Origin of the sequence: Streptomyces massasporeus (assembly GCF_014648995.1) — a bacterium.
In the GTDB taxonomy this organism is placed as follows: domain Bacteria; phylum Actinomycetota; class Actinomycetes; order Streptomycetales; family Streptomycetaceae; genus Streptomyces; species Streptomyces massasporeus.
On the sequence record NZ_BMSE01000003.1, the window covers coordinates 201319 to 221649 of the forward strand.

18 protein-coding genes, 5 tRNA genes and 1 pseudogene are annotated in these 20331 nt (G+C 72.6%); 8 read left to right on the plus strand and 16 right to left on the minus strand.

Annotation, left to right across the window (positions count from 1 at the left end; translation table 11 throughout):
• Window positions 1-3: 3 nt before the first annotated feature.
• Together IE153_RS10185 and IE153_RS10190 are read right to left on the minus strand one after the other, a co-directional pair.
• Complete coding sequence (locus IE153_RS10185) at window positions 4-825, minus strand: aminotransferase class IV (RefSeq protein WP_189589419.1); 822 nt, start codon at window positions 823-825, stop codon at window positions 4-6.
• Window positions 822-1865, minus strand: a complete 1044-nt coding sequence (locus IE153_RS10190; RefSeq protein WP_189589420.1) for a chorismate-binding protein — start codon at window positions 1863-1865, stop codon at window positions 822-824. The genes IE153_RS10185 and IE153_RS10190 overlap by 4 nt, the downstream gene beginning before the upstream one ends.
• A gap of 178 nt (window positions 1866-2043) precedes the next feature.
• Between IE153_RS10190 and IE153_RS10195 the strand changes: the two genes are divergently transcribed.
• The 5 genes from IE153_RS10195 (at window position 2044) to IE153_RS10215 (ending at window position 2511) form a co-directional block, all read left to right on the plus strand.
• Window positions 2044-2116: transfer RNA gene (locus IE153_RS10195), tRNA-Gly, on the plus strand.
• A gap of 37 nt (window positions 2117-2153) precedes the next feature.
• A tRNA-Cys gene (locus IE153_RS10200) sits at window positions 2154-2227 on the plus strand.
• 1 nt (window position 2228) lies between these two features.
• A tRNA-Val gene (locus IE153_RS10205) sits at window positions 2229-2300 on the plus strand.
• A gap of 24 nt (window positions 2301-2324) precedes the next feature.
• Window positions 2325-2396: transfer RNA gene (locus IE153_RS10210), tRNA-Val, on the plus strand.
• Between the two features lie 43 nt (window positions 2397-2439).
• Window positions 2440-2511: transfer RNA gene (locus tag IE153_RS10215), tRNA-Val, on the plus strand.
• Window positions 2512-2572: 61 nt separating this feature from the next.
• On the opposite strand, the gene IE153_RS10220 is transcribed toward IE153_RS10215, so the two are convergent.
• The 4 genes and pseudogenes from IE153_RS10220 to IE153_RS41580 all read right to left on the minus strand — a co-directional run bounded on the left by IE153_RS10220 (window position 2573) and on the right by IE153_RS41580 (window position 4802).
• A complete protein-coding gene (locus IE153_RS10220) occupies window positions 2573-2863 on the minus strand; it encodes a TFIIB-type zinc ribbon-containing protein (protein WP_107458274.1) in 291 nt (96 codons plus the stop codon).
• 79 nt (window positions 2864-2942) lie between these two features.
• Window positions 2943-3884 (minus strand): aminoglycoside phosphotransferase family protein, encoded by a 942-nt coding sequence (locus IE153_RS10225; RefSeq protein ID WP_189589421.1) that lies wholly within the window; start codon window positions 3882-3884, stop codon window positions 2943-2945.
• Window positions 3885-4088: 204 nt separating this feature from the next.
• Window positions 4089-4295 (minus strand): hypothetical protein, encoded by a 207-nt coding sequence (locus IE153_RS10230; RefSeq protein WP_189589422.1) that lies wholly within the window; start codon window positions 4293-4295, stop codon window positions 4089-4091.
• A 235-nt stretch (window positions 4296-4530) separates the two neighbouring features.
• A pseudogene (locus tag IE153_RS41580) lies at window positions 4531-4802 on the minus strand (DUF8836 family protein).
• A gap of 195 nt (window positions 4803-4997) precedes the next feature.
• Between IE153_RS41580 and IE153_RS10235 the strand changes: the two are divergent.
• Window positions 4998-6434 carry a serine/threonine-protein kinase gene (locus IE153_RS10235; protein WP_189589423.1) on the plus strand — a complete coding sequence of 479 codons (1437 nt, stop codon included), beginning with the start codon at window positions 4998-5000 and terminating at the stop codon, window positions 6432-6434.
• 33 nt (window positions 6435-6467) lie between these two features.
• Here the strand turns inward: IE153_RS10235 and IE153_RS10240 are convergent, their stop codons facing one another.
• The 10 genes from IE153_RS10240 to IE153_RS10285 all read right to left on the minus strand — a co-directional run bounded on the left by IE153_RS10240 (window position 6468) and on the right by IE153_RS10285 (window position 19447).
• Entirely contained in the window at window positions 6468-6860 is a 393-nt protein-coding gene (locus IE153_RS10240; protein WP_189589424.1) for an NUDIX domain-containing protein, read from the minus strand.
• 10 nt (window positions 6861-6870) lie between these two features.
• Window positions 6871-7689, minus strand: coding sequence for a TrmH family RNA methyltransferase (locus IE153_RS10245; RefSeq protein WP_189589425.1), 819 nt, complete (start codon window positions 7687-7689; stop codon window positions 6871-6873).
• Window positions 7690-7753: 64 nt separating this feature from the next.
• Complete coding sequence (gene cobA / locus IE153_RS10250; protein ID WP_189589426.1) at window positions 7754-8995, minus strand: uroporphyrinogen-III C-methyltransferase; 1242 nt, start codon at window positions 8993-8995, stop codon at window positions 7754-7756.
• A 176-nt stretch (window positions 8996-9171) separates the two neighbouring features.
• Window positions 9172-13281: a nicotinate-nucleotide--dimethylbenzimidazole phosphoribosyltransferase gene (gene cobT, locus IE153_RS10255; RefSeq protein WP_189589427.1), complete on the minus strand. Its 4110-nt coding sequence runs from the start codon at window positions 13279-13281 to the stop codon at window positions 9172-9174.
• A gap of 379 nt (window positions 13282-13660) precedes the next feature.
• Window positions 13661-14881: a precorrin-6y C5,15-methyltransferase (decarboxylating) subunit CbiE gene (gene cbiE / locus IE153_RS10260; RefSeq protein WP_189589428.1), complete on the minus strand. Its 1221-nt coding sequence runs from the start codon at window positions 14879-14881 to the stop codon at window positions 13661-13663.
• Between the two features lie 145 nt (window positions 14882-15026).
• The gene (locus IE153_RS10265; protein WP_189589429.1) at window positions 15027-15659 is read right to left on the minus strand and encodes a GNAT family N-acetyltransferase; all 633 of its coding nucleotides are present in this window, start codon (window positions 15657-15659) and stop codon (window positions 15027-15029) included.
• 140 nt (window positions 15660-15799) lie between these two features.
• Window positions 15800-16621, minus strand: coding sequence for a MetQ/NlpA family ABC transporter substrate-binding protein (locus tag IE153_RS10270; protein ID WP_189589430.1), 822 nt, complete (start codon window positions 16619-16621; stop codon window positions 15800-15802).
• 62 nt (window positions 16622-16683) lie between these two features.
• Window positions 16684-17391 (minus strand): methionine ABC transporter permease, encoded by a 708-nt coding sequence (locus IE153_RS10275; protein ID WP_189589431.1) that lies wholly within the window; start codon window positions 17389-17391, stop codon window positions 16684-16686.
• Window positions 17388-18422, minus strand: coding sequence for a methionine ABC transporter ATP-binding protein (locus tag IE153_RS10280; protein ID WP_189589432.1), 1035 nt, complete (start codon window positions 18420-18422; stop codon window positions 17388-17390). Before IE153_RS10280 ends, IE153_RS10275 begins: the two co-directional genes overlap by 4 nt.
• Window positions 18423-18796: 374 nt before the next feature.
• Window positions 18797-19447 (minus strand): HAD-IA family hydrolase, encoded by a 651-nt coding sequence (locus IE153_RS10285; protein WP_189589433.1) that lies wholly within the window; start codon window positions 19445-19447, stop codon window positions 18797-18799.
• A 69-nt stretch (window positions 19448-19516) separates the two neighbouring features.
• Between IE153_RS10285 and IE153_RS10290 the strand changes: the two genes are divergently transcribed.
• Window positions 19517-19876, plus strand: a complete 360-nt coding sequence (locus IE153_RS10290; protein ID WP_189589434.1) for a hypothetical protein — start codon at window positions 19517-19519, stop codon at window positions 19874-19876.
• Entirely contained in the window at window positions 19857-20285 is a 429-nt protein-coding gene (locus IE153_RS10295; RefSeq protein WP_184913432.1) for a hypothetical protein, read from the plus strand. Before IE153_RS10290 ends, IE153_RS10295 begins: the two co-directional genes overlap by 20 nt.
• The last annotated feature ends 46 nt before the right edge of the window (window positions 20286-20331 follow it).

Genomic DNA, 20331 nt, shown 5'->3' on the forward strand with positions numbered 1-20331 from the left:
CTTTCAGGGGTCGAGGTCGTTCCCGGCCCGCTCGTCGAAGATCCGCATGGCCTTGGCGGTCACCGGGCCCGGCGCGCCGGGCAGCTCACGGCCGTCGACGCGGTGCACCGCCTGCACGTCCCGCAGGGTGGACGTCAGGAAGATCTCGTCGGCCCGCTCCAGGACGTCCAGCGGCAGGTCGGTCTCCCTGGCGCCGGTCCATTCGACCGTCAGCGCGCGGGTGATGCCCGCGAGGCAGCCCGAGGCGAGCGGCGGCGTGTGGATCTCGCCGTCGAGGACGACGAAGACGTTCGACCCGGTGCCCTCGCACAGCTGCCCCACCGTGTTACCGAACAGGGCCTCGGACGCGCCCTGTTCACGGGCTCGGGCGAGGGCGACGACGTTCTCGGCGTACGAGGTGGTCTTCAGGCCGGTGAGCGCGCCGCGCTCGTTGCGGGTCCAGGGGACCGTGATCGCGGCGGTGGAGTCGGGGCGGCGGGTGGTCTCGCCGAGGGCGACGACCAGGGTCGGGCCGTGCTCGCCGCGGTCGGAACCGAGGGGACCGTGGCCGCCGGTGTAGGTGATGCGGAGGCGGCCGAGCGGCACGGGGTTGGCGTCGAGGACGGCGGCGCAGGCGCGGCGCACCTCGTCGTGGTCCGGGTCCGGCAGGCCGAGGCCGCGCGCGGACCGGGTCAGCCGGTCGAGGTGCCGGGTGAGCGCGAACACCCGGCCGTCCACGGCCTTCACCGTCTCGAAGATGCCGTCGCCCACGGTCAGCCCGTGGTCGAAGACGGAGACGCGGGCGGACTCGGTGTCCTGCAGACCGCCGTCGAGCCAGATCTTCACGTCAGGTCCTCTCCACTCACCTCATACGCTCCCGACGCTATCGCGAGCAGCCGGGACGCCTTCAGCTCGGTCTCCCGCCACTCCCCCTCGGGGTCGGAGCCCCAGGTGATGCCGGCGCCGGTACCGAAGCGCAGCATGCCGTCGGCCCGGTCGATCCAGAAGGTACGGATGCCGACGGCCAGCTCTCCGACCTCCCGGTCGGCGTCGACCCAGCCGATGCCGCCGCAGTAGGGCCCCCTGGGCGCCGTCTCCAGCGTGTCGATGATCCGCAGCGCGCTGGACTTGGGCGCGCCGGTGACCGAGCCGGGCGGGAAGGCCGCGCCGAGCAGATCGGCCCAGCCGGCCCCCTCCCCCAGCTCGCCGCGGACCGTCGACACGAGGTGGACCAGCCCGGGGTGCTTCTCGACGGCACACAGGTCGGGCACCGTGACGCTGCCCGTGGCGCACACCCGCCCGATGTCGTTGCGGACGAGGTCCACGATCATCACGTTCTCGGCGTAGTCCTTCTCCAGCAGGTCCGCCTCGGTGCGGCCGGTGCCCTTGATCGGCCCGGACTCGACGGTCCGGCCGTCGCGCCGCAGGAACAGCTCGGGGGACGCGGTGGCGATCTCCACACCGTGCCCGGGCAGGCGGATCGTTCCTGCGTACGGTGCCGGATTGCCGCGGGCCAGCAGCGCGGTGAGCGCGTCCACGTCGGCGCCGCGCGGGACGGGCGCGGAGAGCACCCGGCAGAGGTTCGCCTGGTAGACCTCGCCCGCCGCGATGTGTTCGCGGATCCGCCGCACCCCGGCCGTGTACGCGGCGCGGTCGAGCGAGGACGCCCAGTCACCGGCAGCGGGACCGCGCCATGCGCCGGGCACGGGAACGGGCACGCCCGTCGTCCGGACCTCCGCGAAGCGGGCGCAGGTCAGACGGCCCTCGAAGTCCGCGCAGACGGCCCAGAAGCCGCTGGACTCCAGGGCTTCGGGATCGTCGGTGACGTCGAGGAGCCCGGTGGCGACACGGTCACCGAAGCGGGCGAGAGGAGGGAGGTCGAGCACGCCGTCGAGTCTAGGGCGGGTGTCCTGCGGGTGGCCGGGGGATGTCCCGTCGGGCGGCCCTGTGACCTCGCTGAGCAGGGGAAGCGCAGCACGCTGCACAAACGCGTTTTTGTGCTGGCCCCGGAATCCGCTAGAGTTCAACACGTCGCCGGGCCGCGAGAGCGGTCCGAAACGACAGGCGGACGTAGCTCAGTTGGTAGAGCGCAACCTTGCCAAGGTTGAGGTCGCGAGTTCGAACCTCGTCGTCCGCTCGAAGGAAGAGGGGGCTTCCCGGCCCCCTACACTCCTGGTGGAGTGGCCGAGAGGCGAGGCAACGGCCTGCAAAGCCGTCTACACGGGTTCAAATCCCGTCTCCACCTCCAAGGACGATTAGCTCAGCGGGAGAGCGCTTCCCTGACACGGAAGAGGTCACTGGTTCAATCCCAGTATCGTCCACTGGATCTTTCAAGATCCCGACCCGCGCGATTAGCTCAGCGGGAGAGCGCTTCCCTGACACGGAAGAGGTCACTGGTTCAATCCCAGTATCGCGCACGCAGTGCCCATGATCCGATGCACTCGGTGGTCATGGTCCCGAGGACGATTAGCTCAGCGGGAGAGCGCTTCCCTGACACGGAAGAGGTCACTGGTTCAATCCCAGTATCGTCCACATCACACAGGAGCCCCCGGCCGCTCGCGGCCGGGGGCTCCTGTGATGTCACGCCTTCACGTCACGACGAGAACAGCATGTGGCCGAAGCTCTTGTTGCGGTGGTGACCGTGATGGCCGTGGTGCCCGTGGCCACCGTGCGGGGCGCCCCAGGCGGGGGCCGGCGGGGCGGGGTAGGCCTGCGGGGCGGGCGGGGGCGGCGGGGCGGCCTGGGACCACTGGGCTTCCAGGCGGGTCAGCGACTCCAGCTCGCCGTAGTCGAGAAAGATCCCGCGGCAGCCGCTGCACTGCTCGATCTGGACACCGTTGCGGTTGTACGTGTGCATCGGCGCACGGCACTTCGGACACTGCATGGTCGTTCAACTCCTCGCCGGTCGGTCCTGCTTCACATCTCGCCAGGACAGACTCTGTCCCGCTGTAGTCGGTTGCACCCTACTTCGCGTGATCCTGCGCCAACTGCGGCGGGACAGTAGCCATTCGGTCACAGGCGTCCACGACCGACTGCTCCACCTCGTCCAGCGGGCGGCCGGCCGCGAGCGCCTTGGTGACGGCCCGGGCCGCGGTCTGGGCGGTGAGGGCCCGGGCGGGGACGTCGAGGGCGGGCCAGGGGTCGCCCTCGGCGGGGACGGCGGGGCCGTCGGCCTCCCGGTAGGCGGCGAGGAACCGGGTCCACTCGTCGGGCGGGAGCAGGCCGCAGGCGTACCAGGCGGCGGGGCGGGCGAGGTCCCAGGCGGGGACGCCGACGCCGAGATCGTCCACGTCGATCAGCAGCCACGGGCCGTCGGGGGCGGGGTGACGGACGAGCTGCCCCAGGTGGAGGTCTCCGTGGCAGAGGGTGCCGGTGTCGGGCATCGGGACCTCGGCGCGGGCCCAGGGCGGGAGGGTGGCCCAGGCGCGCAGGACGGGGGCGGCCGCCGGGTGCGGACCGGCCTCGCGGAGTCGGCCGATGGCCTGGGCCGCCTTGCGGGGGCCGCGCATGGCGGGCAGGTCCACCGGGGCCGGGGTGCGGTGGAGACGGGCGAGGAGCGTGGCGGCTGCTTCCCAGGGGGCGGCGTCCGGATCGTCGGGATCCACGGGGGTGCCGTACGGCCAGAACGACGTGAGGCGGCCGTGCAGGTCCGCCGGGGCCCGGTCCAGTGGGGGCAGGAGGATGTCGGGGTGGTGGGTGGCGAGGGTGAGCCGGCCGGCCAGTGCGGCCGGGTCGGTGCCCGGGGCGTGGGCCTTCGCGACGGTGTTCGCGTGCCGCACCACCAGGCCGTCGGGGCGGTCGGCGAGCGTGGCCGCGCCGCAGGGGCAGGCCGACGAGCGTGCGTGGGCAGCGGCTCGGGCCTTGGCGGTGAGGTCGGCCAGGAGCGGAACGGCGGCGGAGGTCACCGGCCGAGAGTACGTGCCGACGGGGACCCGGCCGTAGGGAACGGTTCGGTCCGGGTGCTCGGCGCTTGCGGGACAAAAGCAATGCCGGCGCAGCTCCCCAGCTGCGCCGGCATTTTTTGCCGTCCGCCGCACCCCCGTCCCCACGGGGTTTCATGGGTGGGATGTCCCCGCCCGGACCGCTCTTCCGGGCCTGGGGGTCGCCGCTCAGCGCCCCAGCATCTCTCCCACGGACGACGCCTGTGTGGCCACTGTCTCCCACCCGTCGAAGACGAGGAGGAGCAGGACCGCCAGGGGAAGGGCCATCAGTGTCGCCACCACCGGGTGGCGACGACCCTGGCGGCGGCGGAACGCGGCGGCGTACACCCTGCGTCCCTCTTCGCGGAGCAGCGTCCGCGGAGCCGTCTGGGCCATGGTCCCTCTCCTGACCGTTATCGGTTGTCGTTGGCAGCGGCGGGCGTCTGACCTCGGGGGACGAGTGCTGCCACCCGCCGCTTGACCTCAAATCTAGGCGTCCGGCCCTCCTCCGGCGTCATGCCCTCGTACCGATTGCCGGGCCTCCCGGAGGATGAGCCGCCCCCTGCGATGTACTCCCCTGGGTGGAGACGCGGACGCGGGTCTCAGGGTCTTCCCCGACGGGACGACCGGATCACCCCTCTTTGTCCGAGCTCCCCTCTCGCGGAACCGGCTGTTCCACCAGAGCCAGCACCCGATTCGCCATGAAGCGGGCGGTACGCACGACCGTCCCTCCCCCACTGCCTAAACGGCGTGGGGGGACCCCCACCGGGTGACTTCGCTCACTTCCACGACACCTCGGCGTATCGCCGTCTCCACCCCGCGGCCCGCCCTGCTCGCCACCACCTCGTAGGTGCGCGTCGTGTCCCCCGCGTCCACGACTATCTCCACGCGATCACCCTTCACAGGACCAATCCCCCTTCTTCGACGGGTGGTTGGGGTCACTCGCAGCGCGAAGTCCGCCTCCTCGCGCCCTCCCTGACCACCTTTCAAGTCTCCCACCCACCACTGACAATCCATCACGCCGAGAGGGCGCGGCCTCTGCGCGCAGGCGGCCGTGGAAACGTAAGCTGTGGCTCGTCACAGGACCGGGCAGCGGGGATGAACATGGCGATGATGCGCCTGAGGCGCGAGGACCCGCGCGTCGTCGGCTCGTTCAGGCTTCACAGACGGCTCGGCGCGGGCGGGATGGGCGTGGTCTATCTGGGCTCCGACAAGAAGGGGCAGCGGGTCGCGCTCAAGGTCATCCGTCCCGACCTGGCGGAGGATCAGGAGTTCCGCTCCCGGTTCGCCCGTGAGGTCTCGGCGGCCCGGCGGATCCGCGGCGGCTGCACGGCCCGGCTGGTGGCCGCCGACCTCGACGCGGACCGGCCCTGGTTCGCCACCCAGTACGTGCCCGGCCCGTCCCTGCACGACAAGGTCGCTGCCGAGGGACCGCTCGGCGCGGCCGATGTCGCCGCCGTGGGTGCCGCCCTGTCGGAGGGCCTGGTCGCGGTGCACGAGGCCGGGGTGGTGCACCGGGACCTGAAGCCGTCCAACATCCTGCTGTCCCCGAAGGGGCCGCGGATCATCGACTTCGGCATCGCCTGGGCCACCGGCGCCTCGACACTCACCCATGTCGGCACGGCGGTCGGCTCGCCCGGCTTCCTCGCGCCGGAGCAGGTGCGCGGGGCCGCCGTCACCCCGGCCACGGACGTGTTCTCGCTCGGCGCCACCCTCGCGTACTCCTCAATGGGCGACTCACCCTTCGGGCACGGCAGTTCCGAGGTGATGCTGTACCGCGTGGTGCACGAGGAGCCGCAGCTGAACGGCGTGCCCGACGCGCTGGCCCCGCTCGTCCGTGCGTGTCTGGCGAAGGACCCCGAGGAGCGGCCCAGCACGCTCCAACTGTCGCTGCGGCTCAAGGAGATCGCGGCCCGGGAGTCGCAGGACCTCACCGGCGTCCGGCCGCCCGCGCCACGCGGCGCCGAGAGCGACCGGCCCGTCGACACCTACCCCGAGCGCACCCGGCGTCCGCAGGGACAGCAGGGCGGCGGGGTCTCCGGGGCGCAGCGGGGCCGGGGCACTCCCCCGCCGCGGGGTTCCTCCCCGTCCCGGGACGGCCATGCGTCGCCGGACGGTCCCGCTTCGCAGAGCGGGACCGGTGGGCGCGGCGGAGCCCGGGCGACCGGGGGCGGGAACCGCGGCAGGACTCCGATGCGTGGGGCGGGCGCCTCGCGGGGCGGCACCCCGTCGCGGTCCGGGTCGCGGCCGACGCCCACCGGGCGCAACGGCACGCGGTCGGGCAGCGGCAGCCGCCCCGCCCCGCACAGCGGCACCGGGCGCCCGGCGTCCAGGAACACGGGGACGAAACTGCGGCCCGCCAACCCCCGGTTGCTGCGGCAGCGGCTGTTCGTGTTCGTCGTGGTGACGCTGCTGGTCGCGGTCGGCATCGCCCTGGTGCAGGGCTGCCAGGGTCCGGCGCGGGGACTCGGCGGCGACGGGGGCGGGGTCCGGCAGGAGCGCGTCCAGCCGGACGATCACCCGCGGGGCTTCTAGCCGGGGGACGACGGCCCGCTGTTCGGCGCGGGGTCAGAGCTCCGGCAGGATCCGTTCGAAGAACTCCCGGTCTCCGTCGAAGACCGGGTCCAGCGCCAGGAACTCCTGCGGGGTGACCCAGCGGGTCTCGGCGACCTCGCGGGGGTCGGGGACCACCACGCCCGTGTCGGCGCGGGCGGTCCACCAGTGGAGGCGGAAGCGGTGGTCGTCGGTCTCCGACTCCCAGACCTTCGCCTCCGGCACGACGGTGAGACCGACCTCCTCGCGCACCTCCCGGACGACCGCCTGCTCCTGGGTCTCGCCCGGCTCGACCTTGCCGCTGAGCGGCTGCCAGAAACCGGGGCGGACGACGGCCGGGCCGCGCCGGACGGCGAGGAGGTGATCGCCGCGCAGAAGGACGGCGACGACGGCCTCGCGCTGCTCCATCTGAACGTCCTCAGACCTGGGGCCGGCCGGTGGCCACGGCGTAGAAGGCCACCGCCGCCGCCGCGCCCACGTTGAGGGAGTCGACGCCGTGGGACATGGGGATGCGGACCCACTCGTCGGCGGCGACCAGAGCCTGGGTGGACAGGCCGTCGCCCTCGGCGCCGAGCATCAGGGCCACGCGGTCCATGGTGTGCGGGGCGGCCTCGTCGAGGGGCCGGGCCTTCTCGTCGGGGGTGAGGGCGAGCAGGGTGAAGCCCGCCTCGCGGACCGACTCCAGGCCCTTGGGCCAGGTGTCCAGTCGGGCGTACGGGACGGAGAAGACCGCGCCCATGGAGACCTTCACGCTGCGGCGGTAGAGGGGGTCGGCGCAGTCCGGGGAGAGCAGGACCGCGTCCATGCCGAGGGCGGCGGCCGAGCGGAAGATCGCGCCGATGTTGGTGTGGTCGTTGACCGACTCCATGACGACGACGCGGCGGGCGCCGCGCAGCAGGTCGGCGGCCGTGGGCAGGGGCTTGCGCTGCATGGAGGCGAGCGCGCCGCGGTGCACGTGGTAGCCGGTGACCTGCTCGGCGAGCTCCGGGCTGACGGCGTAGACCGGGGCGGGGAGTTCGTCGATGACGTCGCGCATGACGTCGACCCACTTGGCCGAGAGCAGCATGGACCGCATCTCGTAGCCGGCTTCCTTGGCCCTTCGGATGACCTTCTCGCCCTCGGCGATGAACAGGCCCTCGGCGGGTTCGCGCTTGCGGCGCAGCTCCACGTCGGTCAGGCCGGTGTAGTCGCGCAGACGCGGGTCGTCGGGATCCTCGACGGTGATGAGATCGGCCACAGGGTGATACTGCCTTGTCCTGGGTGTGGTGCCAACGGCTCGGTACGGGTTGTGTTACCCGGGGTTACTTGCGGGGCGCGGGGGCCGCGGGGCCGACCTGGACGACGTCGCCGATGACGATGACCGCCGGGGGCTTCACGTCCTCGGTCCGCACGGTCTCCGCGACCGTGGCGAGCGTGGCGTCGACGCGGCGCTGAGCGGCGGTCGTGCCCTCCTGGACGAGGGCGACGGGGGTGTCGGCCGGCTTTCCGTGGGCGACGAGCGTCTCGGCGATCTTCCCGATCTTGTCGACGCCCATGAGGATCACGAGGGTGCCGGTCAGCCGGGCCAGGGACGGCCAGTCCACCAGGGAGCGCTCGTCGTCGGGCGCGACATGCCCGCTGACCACGGTGAACTCGTGGGCGACGCCGCGATGGGTGACGGGGATGCCGGCCGCGCCGGGGACCGAGATCGAGCTGGAGATCCCGGGAACGACCGTGCAGGGGATGCCGACCTCGGCGAGGGCCTGGAGCTCCTCCATGCCGCGGCCGAAGACGTACGGGTCGCCGCCCTTCAGCCGGACGACCGACTTGCCCTGCTTGGCGTGCTCGATCAGCGCGTTGTTGATGGCCTCCTGGGCCATGAAGCGGCCGTAAGGGATCTTCGCCGCGTCGATCACCTCGACGTGCGGCGGGAGTTCGGCGAGCAGGTCACGCGGGCCCAGGCGGTCCGCGATGACCACGTCGGCCTCCGCGAGCAGGCGGCGGCCGCGCACCGTGATCAGGTCCGGGTCGCCGGGGCCGCCGCCGACCAGGGCGACTCCGGGTGTGCGGGTGCGGTGGTGCGGGGCGACGAGCGTGCCGTCGCGCAGGCCCTCGACGACCGCGTCGCGGACGGCGGCGGTGTGGCGGGGGTCGCGCCCCTTGGCGTCGGTGGTGAGGACGGCGACCGTGACGCCCTCGCTGTGGCCGGTGGCCGGGGTCCACGCCGTCGCCCGGTCGGCGTCGTCGGAGCGGACGCACCAGACGCGGTGCCGCTCGGCCTCGGCCGAGGCGGCGGTGTTGGCCTCGGGGTCGCTGGTGGCGATCAGGGCGTACCAGGCGTCCGCGAGGTCGCCCTCCGCGTACGGGCGCCGCTGCCAGGTGATCTCGCCGGCGTCCGCCATGGCCTCGACCGAGGGGGTGGCCTCGGGCGACACGAGGAGGACGTCCGCGCCCGCCGCGATCAGTGCCGGGAGGCGGCGCTGGGCGACCTGGCCGCCGCCGAGGACGACCACGCGACGGCCGGTGAGGCGGAGGCCTACGGGGTAGGCGGGGTGTTCGGCCATGAGGTGCGGCTCCTGTTGCGGCGGTGTTCAGTGCCCTGACGTGCGGATTTTAATGGGCAGGAGGAAGGGCGGCTCGGGTGGTCCAGTGGCTGGGCACCTGGGCCGCCCGTCGGTCCGTGGGCGGGCGTCCCGGACCGCGGAACGCCCGCCCACGAGCCACGTCGACGACAGCAGCCCTACTTCTCCGTCACTCCTGCGGAGTCGAACGTCGCCACCTCGTGCATCGCCCGGGCCGTGCTCTGGACCAGCGGGAGGGCGAGCAGGGCGCCGGTGCCCTCGCCGAGGCGGAGGTCGAGGTCGACCAGGGGGCGCAGGCCCAGCTTGTTGAGGGCGGCGACATGGCCCGGCTCGGCGCTGCGGTGGCCCGCGATGCACGCGGCCAGGACCTCCGGGGCGATCGCGCGGGCGACCAGGGCGGCGGCGCCGGCGCTGACGCCGTCCAGGATCACCGGCGTCCGCAGGGAGGCGCCGCCGAGGAGGAGGCCGACGATGGCGGCGTGCTCGAAGCCGCCGATCGCGGCGAGCACGCCGATCGGATCGGCCGGGTCCGGCTGGTGCAGTTCCAGGGCGCGGCGCACGACCTCGGTCTTGCGGGCGAGGGTCTCGTCGTTGATGCCGGTGCCCCGGCCCGTGACCTCGGCCGGGTCCGCGCCCGTGAAGACGGAGATCAGGGCGGCGGACGCGGTGGTGTTCGCGATGCCCATCTCACCGGTCAGCAGGGCCTTGTTGCCGGCGGCGACCAGGTCGCGGGCGGTCTCGATGCCGACCTCGACGGCCTGCCTGGCCTCCTCGCGGGTCATCGCGGGGCCGGTCGTCATGTCGGATGTGCCGGCACGGATCTTGCGGGGCAGCAGACCCGGGGTGGCCGGCAGGTCGGCGGCGACGCCCACGTCCACGATGCACACCTCGGCACCGACCTGGGTGGCGAAGGCGTTGCACACGGCACCGCCGCCGAGGAAGTTGGCCACCATCTGGGCCGTGACCTCCTGCGGCCAGGGGGTGACGCCCTGGGCGTGCACACCGTGGTCGCCCGCGAAGATCGCGACGGCCGCGGGCTCCGGGATGGGCGGCGGGCACTGGCGGGACAGGCCGGACAACTGCGCGGAGATGATCTCCAGCATGCCCAGTGCACCGGCCGGCTTGGTCATACGCTTCTGGCGCTCCCACGCCTCGCCGAGCGCCTTGGCGTCCAGCGGGCGGATCTGCGCGACGGTCTCGGCGAGCAGGTCGTGGGGTTCCTCTCCGGGCAGGGCACGGCGGCCGTATGTCTCTTCGTGCACGACCCAGGACAGCGGGCGGCGCTTGGACCAGCCGGCCTGCAACAGCTCGGGCTCGTCCGGGAATTCGTCGACGTAGCCGACGCACAGATAGGCGATGATCTCCAGGTGCTCGGGCAGGCCGAGGGCGCGGACCATCTCGCGCTCGTCGAAGAAGCTGACCCAGCCGACACCGAGGCCTTCGGCGCGGGCGGCGAGCCAGAGGTTCTCCACGGCCAGGGCGGCCGAGTAGGGGGCCATCTGGGGCTGGGTGTGGCGGCCGAGGGTGTGGCGGCCGCCGCGCGTCGGGTCGGCGGTGACGACGATGTTCACCGGTGTGTCGAGGATGGCCTCGATCTTCAGTTCCTTGAACTGCTTGGCCCGGCCCTTGGGGAGGGACTTGGCGTAGGCGTCGCGCTGGCGCATGGCCAGTTCGTGCATCGCGCGCCGGGTGTCGGCGGAGCGGATGACGACGAAGTCCCACGGCTGCGAGTGGCCGACGGACGGGGCGTGGTGGGCGGCCTCCAGGACGCGCAGCAGCACCTCGTGCGGGATCGGGTCGCTGCGGAAGCCGTTGCGGATGTCGCGGCGTTCGCGCATTACCTTCAGGACGGCCTCGCGCTCGGCGGGGTCGTAGCCGGGGGCCGCGGGGCCGGTGGACTGTCGGGCTTCTGCCACTGCGGCCGCACTCTCTTCTCGGCGTTCCTGGTCGGCGAGATCTTCCTGTTCGGCGGCCCGGGTGTCCAGGTCGTCGGCGTTCTGAGCGAGTTCGGCGTCGCCGTCGCGGGGCGCCGGGACGGTGACCGCGGGGGCGGGGGGCTCCAACGTCTCGGGCGGCGCCGGCTGGGCCTGCTGGGGGCCCTGCATGTGCTGCTCGGGCTCCACATGCTCCTCGGGCTGCTCGTCCGTGGCAGGGAGTACGACGGTGACGTCCTCGGTGGGTGCCGGGGTGTCCGGGGCCTGGCCGGGCTCGACGGCTTCGGGAGCGGGGGTGGGTGTGACCGCCTCGGGGGCCGGGGCCGGCGCCTCGGAGGTCTCGGGTACGTCGAGCGCCTGAGGTACTTCCGGTGCCTCGGGTACTTCGAGTGCCTGAGCGGCGGGGGCGGGGGCCTCGGCGGGGGCGGGGGCCTCGGTGGGCGCCGTTGCCGCGGGGGGCTGGGCCGGGGCGGTCGCTTCCGGGGTTTCCGGAGCTTCCGGGACTTCCGGCGCGGCGGGTGCGGGTGCGTCGGCAGGTACGGCGGCGGCCTGGGCCACCGGCTCGGGGGCGGCAGGAGTGGCGACGGCCTCGGGCGCCGGGGCCGGCTCGGGGGCGGCGACAGCTTCGGCGGAAGGCGCGACCGGTTCCGGGGCGACGGCTTCCGGGCCGACCGGTTCCGGGCCGACCGGTTCGGCGGCCGGGGCAACGGCGGCCTGGCCCAGGGCTTCAGGGCCAGGTGTGGTGGGTTGCGGAACCGTCGCCTCGGGCTCATGCGCGACTGGCGCGGCGTCAGTTGCCGCCGGGGGCTGAGGGTGAGGCTGGGGCGCTGCTTCTTCGGCGGCGATGTCCTCCGGCCCCGGTGCGGCGGCCTCGGGAGGACCGGGAGCGACGTCGGCCTCGGGTGCTGCTGCCTCGGGAGCGTGGGCCGCAGCGTCCGGAACCTGGGCAGGAGTCTCCGCGCCGGGGGCCTCGGGCGGCACGACGGCGGCGTGTTGCGGGGCAACGGCTGCCTCGGGGAACGGGACCGCTTCGGGGGCCTGAACGGCCTCCGGAGCAGGGGCCGGTGCCACAGCCTGCTCGGGAGCGACCGCCGGGGCCTGTGCGGCGGGGGCGTCCGGGACCTGTGCGGCGGGGGCGTCCGGAGCGGATGCCTGCGAAGTGGCGGCGGGCTCACCGCCCTGGACAGGGCTGTCCACGACCGGCTCCGGTGCTGAAGCCGGCTGCGCAACGGCCTCCGGAGCGGCTACGGCCCCGGCCTCGACGGCAGCCACCTGGCCCACGTCCGGACCGGCGCCGGCCCCGGCGGGGTCGCCCGCTACGGCCACGTCCTGCTCGGGAACCGCGTACCCGCCCTCGGCCACCTGGGCCTCGATCGCCCCGGCGGCGGCGTCACCGGCAGCGGCCAGACCGGCCTGGGCGGCGGCCACCTGACCCGCCACCGCGTCCACGCCCAGCGCCGCGGGGTCGACCTGCGCGGGCATGACCTGCTCCGCGACGGCGGCCTGGGCTCCCTCCGGGCCGGCGCCCGCACCGGCGGGGTCACCCGCCGGGGCCTGACCGGCCTCGGTGGTGGCCGGCGGCTCGCTCACGGGCTGCTCGGCGGGGGCGGCCTGCTCTGCCTCGGCCGGTGCCGGCATAGGTGCCGGTACCGGCGGGGTGGTGTGGCTCGCCTCCGCCGACGCGACCTCCGTCCCGTCCGCCGTCACACCCGTCGCCGCGTCCGCCGTGACGCCGGTCGCGACCGCCTGGGCCGTGCTCATCGGTTCCGTCGCCGGAACAACCGTTTCCGCAGGTGCCACCCCTGCGCTCACCGGCGCCGGGTTCGTGACCGGTGCGCCCCACGGCGCGGCGGGCGGTGAGGCCGCCGCCTCGGGGGCGCGGGGGCCGTCGAGGTATTCGGGGCCCGCCGAGGCGGGCCCCGGCTGGCGGACGGGCGCGCCCGCGGGGCCGCGGTCGGCGAGGGAGCGGACCGGGCTGGCAGAGCTGTCGGGCAGCGGCGGGCCGAGGTGCAGGGGCCGGCGCGGGGTGATGGGCGGGATCGGCGGCGGGTCGGGCAGACGGACCGCGCTGAGGTCGACCGAGCCGCTGTCGCGGCCGGACATCTCGTGCGGGCCCGGTTGGTGCACGGTCTCCAGGACCGGCTCCGGCGCGGGCGGAGGGACCTCGTTGCCCCAGGCGCCCTGGGCGCCCGGCAGCAGCAGGTCTTCTTCCTCGGTATCGGCGGTGGTCTCGGAGAGGTAGGTGTACGCACCGGGCGCGGAGGTGCCCGGCTGCTCCACCATGCCTGCGCTCTCCGGCAGTCCCTCGCCCGGGACCTGGCCGGTGTCGGTCATGCGTACCCCTCGCCCATCGGTTAGTGCTCCTACGACCTGCTCGCCCGGAACGGCGCACCGACCGCCCCGCAGTGAAGAACGAGCGTGCGTCCCCAGCGGCACGAACGGTCCGCCCGGAAAAGGCGACAAAGCCATTCACTGGCATTGTTGCGGCCGTAGCACCCTCACGGCAGCTTGATCCGCGACGGTTCCGCTGTGGACTGCGCCACGTTGCGCGCCCTCAGGTTCTGCCGTACCACACACACCCCAAAACGGGCGGGTTTTCCGGACATTGACCGACGAAGCGCCGGGCGTCCTTGTGCGGTGCAGCGATCGGCCAGCCTACCGCGCGCAGTACGACAAACCGATCACGGGGACAGTCGTGGGGACGGACGCGGGGTCAGGCGCCGCGCTTCGGCAGGACACCGCTGAGCAGGAACGCGACGCTCCGCTCCTTCTCCGCCCAGGCCCTGGTGTCGAGTTCGACGGACTGCAGCAGGGCGCACTCGACGCCGTAGCCGTGCTCGGTCAGGTCGCGGCCGATGAGTTCGGCGGCGTCGCGGGTCGCGGCGTGCGTGACGATGCGCTGCGGGCGGCGGTCGACGACCGCCGAGACGACGGCCGCTCCCCCGCCGCCGACGCGGACGACGTCCGGTTCGGGGAGGTTCTCCAGGATGTGCGGGGCGGTGCCGTGCACGATCTGGAGTTGGACGCCGAGGCGGCGGGCGGCTGCGTCGGTGCGGACGCAGGCGGTCAGGTCGCTGTCGACGGCGAGGACGGCGGCACCGGCGCGGGCGGCCTCGATGGCGAAGGCGCCGCTGCCGCAGCCGATGTCCCACACGAGGTCGCCGACCCGGGGTCCGAGGTGGGCGAGTTGGGAGGCGCGCAGCAACTGGGTCTCGCCCTCGCCGAAGTCCGCGCCGTAGGCGTCGGCGGGCAGCGTCCAGCCGCGCGGCCCGGTGGACGGGTCGCGGCCGGAGATCCAGCCCCCGGTCTCCCCTGCGGTGCCGGGCCCGGCCGGGCCGCCGAGGACGATGACGACGTTGGGGTCGCGCCAGGCGTGGTCGGCGGCCTTGTCGGAGGTGACGACGGAGACACGTTCGCGGGCGGTGCCGAGTTCCTCGCAGACCACGAAGGAGCGGTGGACTCCTTCGAGGAGCAGGCCGAGTTCGGCGGGGCCGGCGCCGGGCGAGGTGAGGACCGCGACCTTGGTGTGGGCGCGGCATACGTTGACCGCGCGGCGCAGGGTGCGGGGGTGTGCGACGACCACCTGTGCGTCGTCCCAGGGCATGCCCGCGCGGGCGAAGGCGGCGGCGACGGAGGAGACGGCGGGGACGACCTCCACCTCGAGGCCGAACTCGGGGGCGCGCAGGGTGCGTACGACGCCGAAGAAGCCGGGGTCGCCGTCGGCGAGCACGACGGCCGTGCCGCGGTGGGAGGCGACGCGGCGGGCGGCGAGGGCGACACTGCCGAGGCGGATGCGCTCGGCCCCGGCGGGTACCTCGGGGAGCGCCAGGTGGTGGGCGGCACCGGCCACGAGCGTGGCGGCGCCGAGGGCGGCGCTCGCCGCGGCGGTCAGCGGCGAACCGTCCCAGCCGATCACCGTGACCCGGTCGGCCATCGTCGTCAGTCTCCAGGGGTTTTCGCAGGTCGTCTGCGTGGCGTGGTGGGGAGCAGCCCGGGGGCGGGCTCCGTGAGGGTACCCGGTGGAGGTGTCGGAGGGAGCCTCGGTGTCGTCGTCACCGTCGCCTGCCGGGTGGTTCCGGTCAGTTCCAGTCGCCGAAGGACGTGAAGCCGTCGCGGAGCTGTTCTCCGACGCCTTCCAGGTCCTCGGGGAGCAGGCTCCAGACGATGAAGTCGGTGCGTACGTCGGTCCACGTGCCGTCCTCGGCACGGGCCCGGGCTATACAGGCGTTGCGCAGCACGCCCTCGCTGATGCAGCCGATCTTCTGGGCGACCTGCTGGGAGGCGGTGTTGTCGGCCGCCGTGCGCAGTTCGATGCGCTCGAACTTCTGGTCCGTGAAGAGCCACTGGGCGGTGACGAGGGCGGCCTCGGAGGCGTAGCCCTCGCCGCGGGCCCAGGGGGCGATGATGTACGACAGTTCGGTGGAGCGTACGTGCCAGTTGGTCTTGGAGAGCTGGATGACGCCGACCAGGCGCTGGGTGAGGAACTCGGTGACGGCGAAGTCGAGTCCGCGTCCCTCGGTGCGCTCGGTGGGGGCGTACTCGGTGATCCAGGTGCGGGCGCCGTCCTCCGTGAAGGGCTGGGGGACGGAGGTCCAGGCCGCCACCTGTTCGTCGTTCATCATCGCGGCCAGGGAGGCGACATCGTCTTCGTCGAGGGGACGCAGCACCAACCGCTCCGTGCTGATGGAGATGTTGGGGAAGGTGCTCGTCATGCGCCGCTCCGTAACCTTCGGTGAACCTTCAGGGCATGCTGAACTGCCCAGCATGCAGCATGAAAGCACTGATCCGCACCACGGGGCCCTTCCCACCGGGTGGGGGAAGGACCCCGTGTGCGCGGGTGCCGGGCGAGGGCTCAGAAGGAGGCGAGCACCGAGCCGGCGTACTTGTCCTGGATGAACTTCTTGACCTCGGGCGAGGTGAGGAGCTTCGCGAGCTTCTTCACGCGCGGGTCGTCCTCGTTGCCCTTCTTCACGGCGAGGAAGTTGCCGTAGGGGTTGTTCTTCGGGGACTCCAGGACGAGGGCGTCCTTGGACGGCTTGAGGTCGGATTCGATGGCGTAGTTGCCGTTGACCACGGCGGCGTCCACGTCGTCCAGGGAGCGGGGGGTCTGGGCCGCCTCCAACTCCTTGAACTTGAGGTTCTTGGGGTTCTTGGTGATGTCGGAGGGGGTCGCCTCGTTGCCGACGCCGGCCTTGAGGGTGATCAGCCCGTCGGCGGCGAGGAGCTTGAGGGCGCGGGCCTCGTTGACCGTGTCGTTGGGGATGGCGACGGTCGCACCGCTCTTCAGGTCGTCGGCCTTCTTGACCTTGTGGGAGTAGAGGCCGAGCGGCTCCAGGTGAACCGTGACGACGGGCACGATGTCGGTGCCGTTCTTCTTGTTGAAGTCGTCGAGGTACGGCTTGTTCTGGAAGTAGTTGGCGCCGACGGAGCCGTCCTGCGTCGCCGTGTTCGGCGTGACGTAGTCGGTGAACTCCTTGACCTGCAGGTCGAGGCCCTCCTTCTTCGCCAGGTTGTCCTTGACGAAGTTCAGGATCTCGGCGTGCGGGACGGGGCTGGCGGCGACGATCAGGGGTCCGTCGGTGTCGGAGCTGTCCGCGCCGCCGCAGGCGCTGAGCCCGAGGGTGAGGGCTCCGGCAGCGAGAACGGCGGTGGTGATCTTGGCGGTGTTACGCACGAAAAGTGCCTTTCCTTATGACCTTGCGAGTGGTGCGACCCCGTTGTGGGTGTACGGGGGGTTCAGGAGGCGGCTTTGAGCAGCCGCAGTTTGGGGGCGGGCCCCGAGTGGGCGCCGCGACGGTGCAGGGAGCGGGCCGCGAAGTCGCCGGCGAACTGGATGACCGAGATGACGACGGCGAGGATCGCGACGGTGATCCACATCAGCTGGGTCTCGAAGCGCTGGTAGCCGTACCGGATGGCGATGTCTCCGAGGCCCCCGGCGCCGACCGTGCCCGCCATGGCGGAGTAGCCGATGAGGGCGACGATCGTGGTGGTGGTGCTGGAGATCAGCGACGGCAGGGACTCGGGGACGAGCACCTTGCGGACGATGGTCCAGGTGTTGCCGCCCATGGACTGCACGGCCTCGACGAGCCCGTGGTCCACTTCGCGGACGGCCGTCTCGACCAGGCGTGCGAAGAACGGGATGGCGCCGACGGCAAGCGGCACGATGGCCGCCTCGACGCCGATGGTCGTCCCGGTGATCGAGCGGGTGAAGCCCATCAGCGCGACCATCAGGATGATGAACGGCAGGGAGCGGGCGATGTTCACGACCTGCCCGATGACCTTGTTGGCGGCGAGGTTCTGGAGCAGGCCGCCGCGGTCGGTCAGGACCAGCAGGACGCCGAGCGGCAGTCCGCCGACGACGGCGATGAGCGTGGACCAGCCGACCATGTAGAGGGTGTCCCAACACGCCTGCTCCAGCAGGGGCTGCATCTCGGACCAGGTCACTTCGCACCTTCCTTCACCAGTTCGGACTCGTGGCCCAGGACGTCGATCTGGAGGCCCTGTTCACGCAGGAAGCCGATGGGCACGACGTTGTCCTCGTAGCGGCCGGGCAGTTCGATGCGCATCCGGCCGACCTGGAGGCCGCCGACGGTGTCGATGGCGGCACCGAGGATCGATATGTCGATGTTGTAGGTGCGGGCGAGCTGCGAGATGACGGGCTGGGTGGCGCTCTCGCCCTGGAAGGTGACGTCGACGACCGTGCGGTCCTCGCCGGAGGCCTCGCCGCCGAGCGGGAACAGCGCCGAGGCGAGTTCGGAGCCGGGGGTCGCGAGGAGCTCGCTGACCGTGCCCGACTCGACGATGCGTCCGTTCTCCATCAGCGCGGCCGAGTCGCAGACCGACTTCACGACGTCCATCTCATGGGTGATGAGCAGGACGGTCAGGCCGAGCTGGCGGTTGAGGTCGCGCAGCAGCGCCAGGATCGAGCGGGTGGTCTCGGGGTCGAGGGCGCTGGTGGCCTCGTCGGACAGCAGCACCTTCGGGTCTCCGGCGAGGGCGCGGGCGATGCCGACGCGCTGCTTCTGGCCGCCGGAGAGCTGCGCCGGGTAGGACGAGGCCTTGTCGGCGAGGCCGACCAGGTCGAGCAGCTCCAGCGCCTTGCGGGAGCGTTCCTGCCCGGACTTCCCGAGGATCTCCAGCGGCAGCTCGACGTTGTCCTGGACGGTCCGGGAGGACAGCAGGTTGAAGTGCTGGAAGACCATGCCGATACGGCTGCGCGCCCGGCGCAGTTCCTTTCCGGCGCGCGGGCCGCGGCCGGAAAGGGCGGTGAGGTCCTGCCCGGCGACGGTCACGGTGCCGGAGGTGGGGCGTTCCAGCAGGTTGACGCAGCGGATGAGCGAGGACTTGCCGGCGCCGGACTGGCCGATGACGCCGTACACCTCGCCTTCGCGGACGTGCAGGTCGACGCCGTCCAGGGCGGTGACCTCGCGGCCGCGTGCACGGTAGACCTTGGTCAGACCCGAGGTGGTGATCACTGGGATTCCGTCACTGTCGAGTGCGCGGGCGTGGGTGTGCCCGGGCACAGGTGCATTCGGTCAGGGACGCGACACGGTTCTCGCTGGGAAGTGGAACCGGGGAGAACATGTGCGCGGGGCGGCTTCGGGCCACGCAGCGCTCAGGGCGTGCGGACAGGCCGCGTCTCGCTTCGGGGCGCGAGCTCAGGGGTGGTGCAGGGGCCCTCTAGAAGGCGCACATTCGACACATACAACGAGCACCGGGCGTCAGGGTCGCCTCGGTCGCGGGGATGCGGTCGCTCGTCGTGGTCATGCCGTCAGTAAAACATGTGTACGGTCCTGACCTCCTCTCCGCTGTCCGGATGCTGGACAGCGGTGGACGGAGTCGCGGCCTGTCAGCGGCGCGGGGAGATCTCCACGCCCTGCTCGGTGACCAGTGCGGACAGGGCCGACAGGTTCTCGACGATCAGATCGGCGTGCAGTTCGTGGGCCTGGTGGGTTGTGGTCAACGCCACGGTGGTCATGCCGGCGGCGTGACCGGCCGCGAGGCCCGCCGGGGCGTCCTCGAACACGACGCAGTGCGCGGGGTCGACGCCGAGCGCGCGGGCGGCGAGCAGGTAGGGCTCGGGGTCGGGCTTGCCGCGCGTGATGTCGTCGGCGGCGACGAGGGTCTTGGGCAGGATGCCGACGGCGTCGAGCCGGGCCTCGGCCAGCCGCCGGGTGGCGGAGGTGACCACGGCCCAGCGCTCGGCGGGCAGCACGTCGAGGAAGGCCCGGGTTCCCGGCAGCAGGTGCACCCCGTCGTTCGGTACGTCGTCCACCTCCAGGTCCTCGATCCGCGCGACGGCCTGGGGCACGAGCTCGGCGGGCAGCAGGTCGGCGGCTATCTCGGCGGCCGGCCGGCCGTGCAGCTCGACCCGCGCGAACCGATCGGCCGTGATCCCGTACTCCCCGGCCCACCGCGTCCAGCAGCGGTCCACCGAGGCGAGGGAGGAGACGAGGGTTCCGTCGTTGTCGAAGAGCAGGGCCTGGGCATGGATCGTCATGCGCTCGACCCTACGGTGCAGGCCAGGGCCGGAAGCATCGGGCCTTTTCGGCCGTAATAAGGTCGCAGCATGCTTGATGCCCTGACGCTGGTGACCGGCGTCGCCGCGCTGCTGCTCGCCGCTTGGTGCGGCTGGGCTGCCTACCGCGACCAGCCGACGAAGGACTGGCACTTCATCGGGATGGCCGTGGTCACGCTGCTGTCGCTGATCCAGCTGGTGGTGGGGATCGTGCTGCTCGCGCAGGGCGAGAAGCCGGACCAGGGCACGACGATCTTCGTGGCGTATCTGCTGGGGGCGTTCGCGTGCGTCCCGGCCGCCGGGTTCATGTCGCTGGCCGAGCGGAGCCGCTGGGGTTCGGTGACGGTCGCCGCCGGCGGTGTCGTGCTGGCGGTGCTGGAGGTGCGTCTCTATGACATCTGGGGAGGCTGAGGTGAGCCGGCGTCGGCTGATCAGCGGTCCGGGCACGCTGCTGGTGTGGCTGTACGGCGTGATGGTCGTGGGGGCGGTGTCGCGGTCCGCGTATCAGATCGCGACGGAATTCGACCGGGCACCGCTCGCGTACTCGCTGTCGGCGGTCGCCGGTGTCGTGTACGGGTTCATCACGTACACGCTGGTGCGGGGTGGGGAGACGGCACGGAGGGTCGCCCTGGCGTGCTGTGTCGCCGAGTTGGTGGGGGTGCTGACGGTGGGGACCTGGACCCTGGTCGAGCCGTCGGCCTTCCCGGACGCGACCGTGTGGTCGGACTTCGGGATGGGGTATCTCTTCATTCCCGTGATCTTGCCGGTGTCCGCCATTTACTGGCTGCGGAAGGGTGCGCCCAAGGAGGATGCCGCCTGAGGTCGGTCAGGCGGCCGCGGGCCGACGGTGGCTCGTCGCGCAGTTC

Excerpts from the sequence above, each read along its gene's own strand:
- IE153_RS10240 (WP_189589424.1), bottom strand. The coding sequence starts at position 6,860 with ATGGAGCAGCGCGAGGCCGTCGTCGCCGTCCTTCTGCGCGGCGATCAC.
- IE153_RS10290 (WP_189589434.1), top strand. The coding sequence starts at position 19,517 with ATGCTTGATGCCCTGACGCTGGTGACCGGCGTCGCCGCGCTGCTGCTC.
- IE153_RS10285 (WP_189589433.1), bottom strand. The coding sequence starts at position 19,447 with ATGACGATCCATGCCCAGGCCCTGCTCTTCGACAACGACGGAACCCTC.
- cbiE (WP_189589428.1), bottom strand. The coding sequence starts at position 14,881 with ATGGCCGACCGGGTCACGGTGATCGGCTGGGACGGTTCGCCGCTGACC.
- cobA (WP_189589426.1), bottom strand. The coding sequence starts at position 8,995 with ATGGCCGAACACCCCGCCTACCCCGTAGGCCTCCGCCTCACCGGCCGT.
- IE153_RS10220 (WP_107458274.1), bottom strand. The coding sequence starts at position 2,863 with ATGCAGTGTCCGAAGTGCCGTGCGCCGATGCACACGTACAACCGCAAC.
- IE153_RS10230 (WP_189589422.1), bottom strand. The coding sequence starts at position 4,295 with ATGGCCCAGACGGCTCCGCGGACGCTGCTCCGCGAAGAGGGACGCAGG.
- IE153_RS10295 (WP_184913432.1), top strand. The coding sequence starts at position 19,857 with ATGACATCTGGGGAGGCTGAGGTGAGCCGGCGTCGGCTGATCAGCGGT.
- IE153_RS10265 (WP_189589429.1), bottom strand. The coding sequence starts at position 15,659 with ATGACGAGCACCTTCCCCAACATCTCCATCAGCACGGAGCGGTTGGTG.
- IE153_RS10235 (WP_189589423.1), top strand. The coding sequence starts at position 4,998 with ATGAACATGGCGATGATGCGCCTGAGGCGCGAGGACCCGCGCGTCGTC.
- cobT (WP_189589427.1), bottom strand. The coding sequence starts at position 13,281 with ATGACCGACACCGGCCAGGTCCCGGGCGAGGGACTGCCGGAGAGCGCA.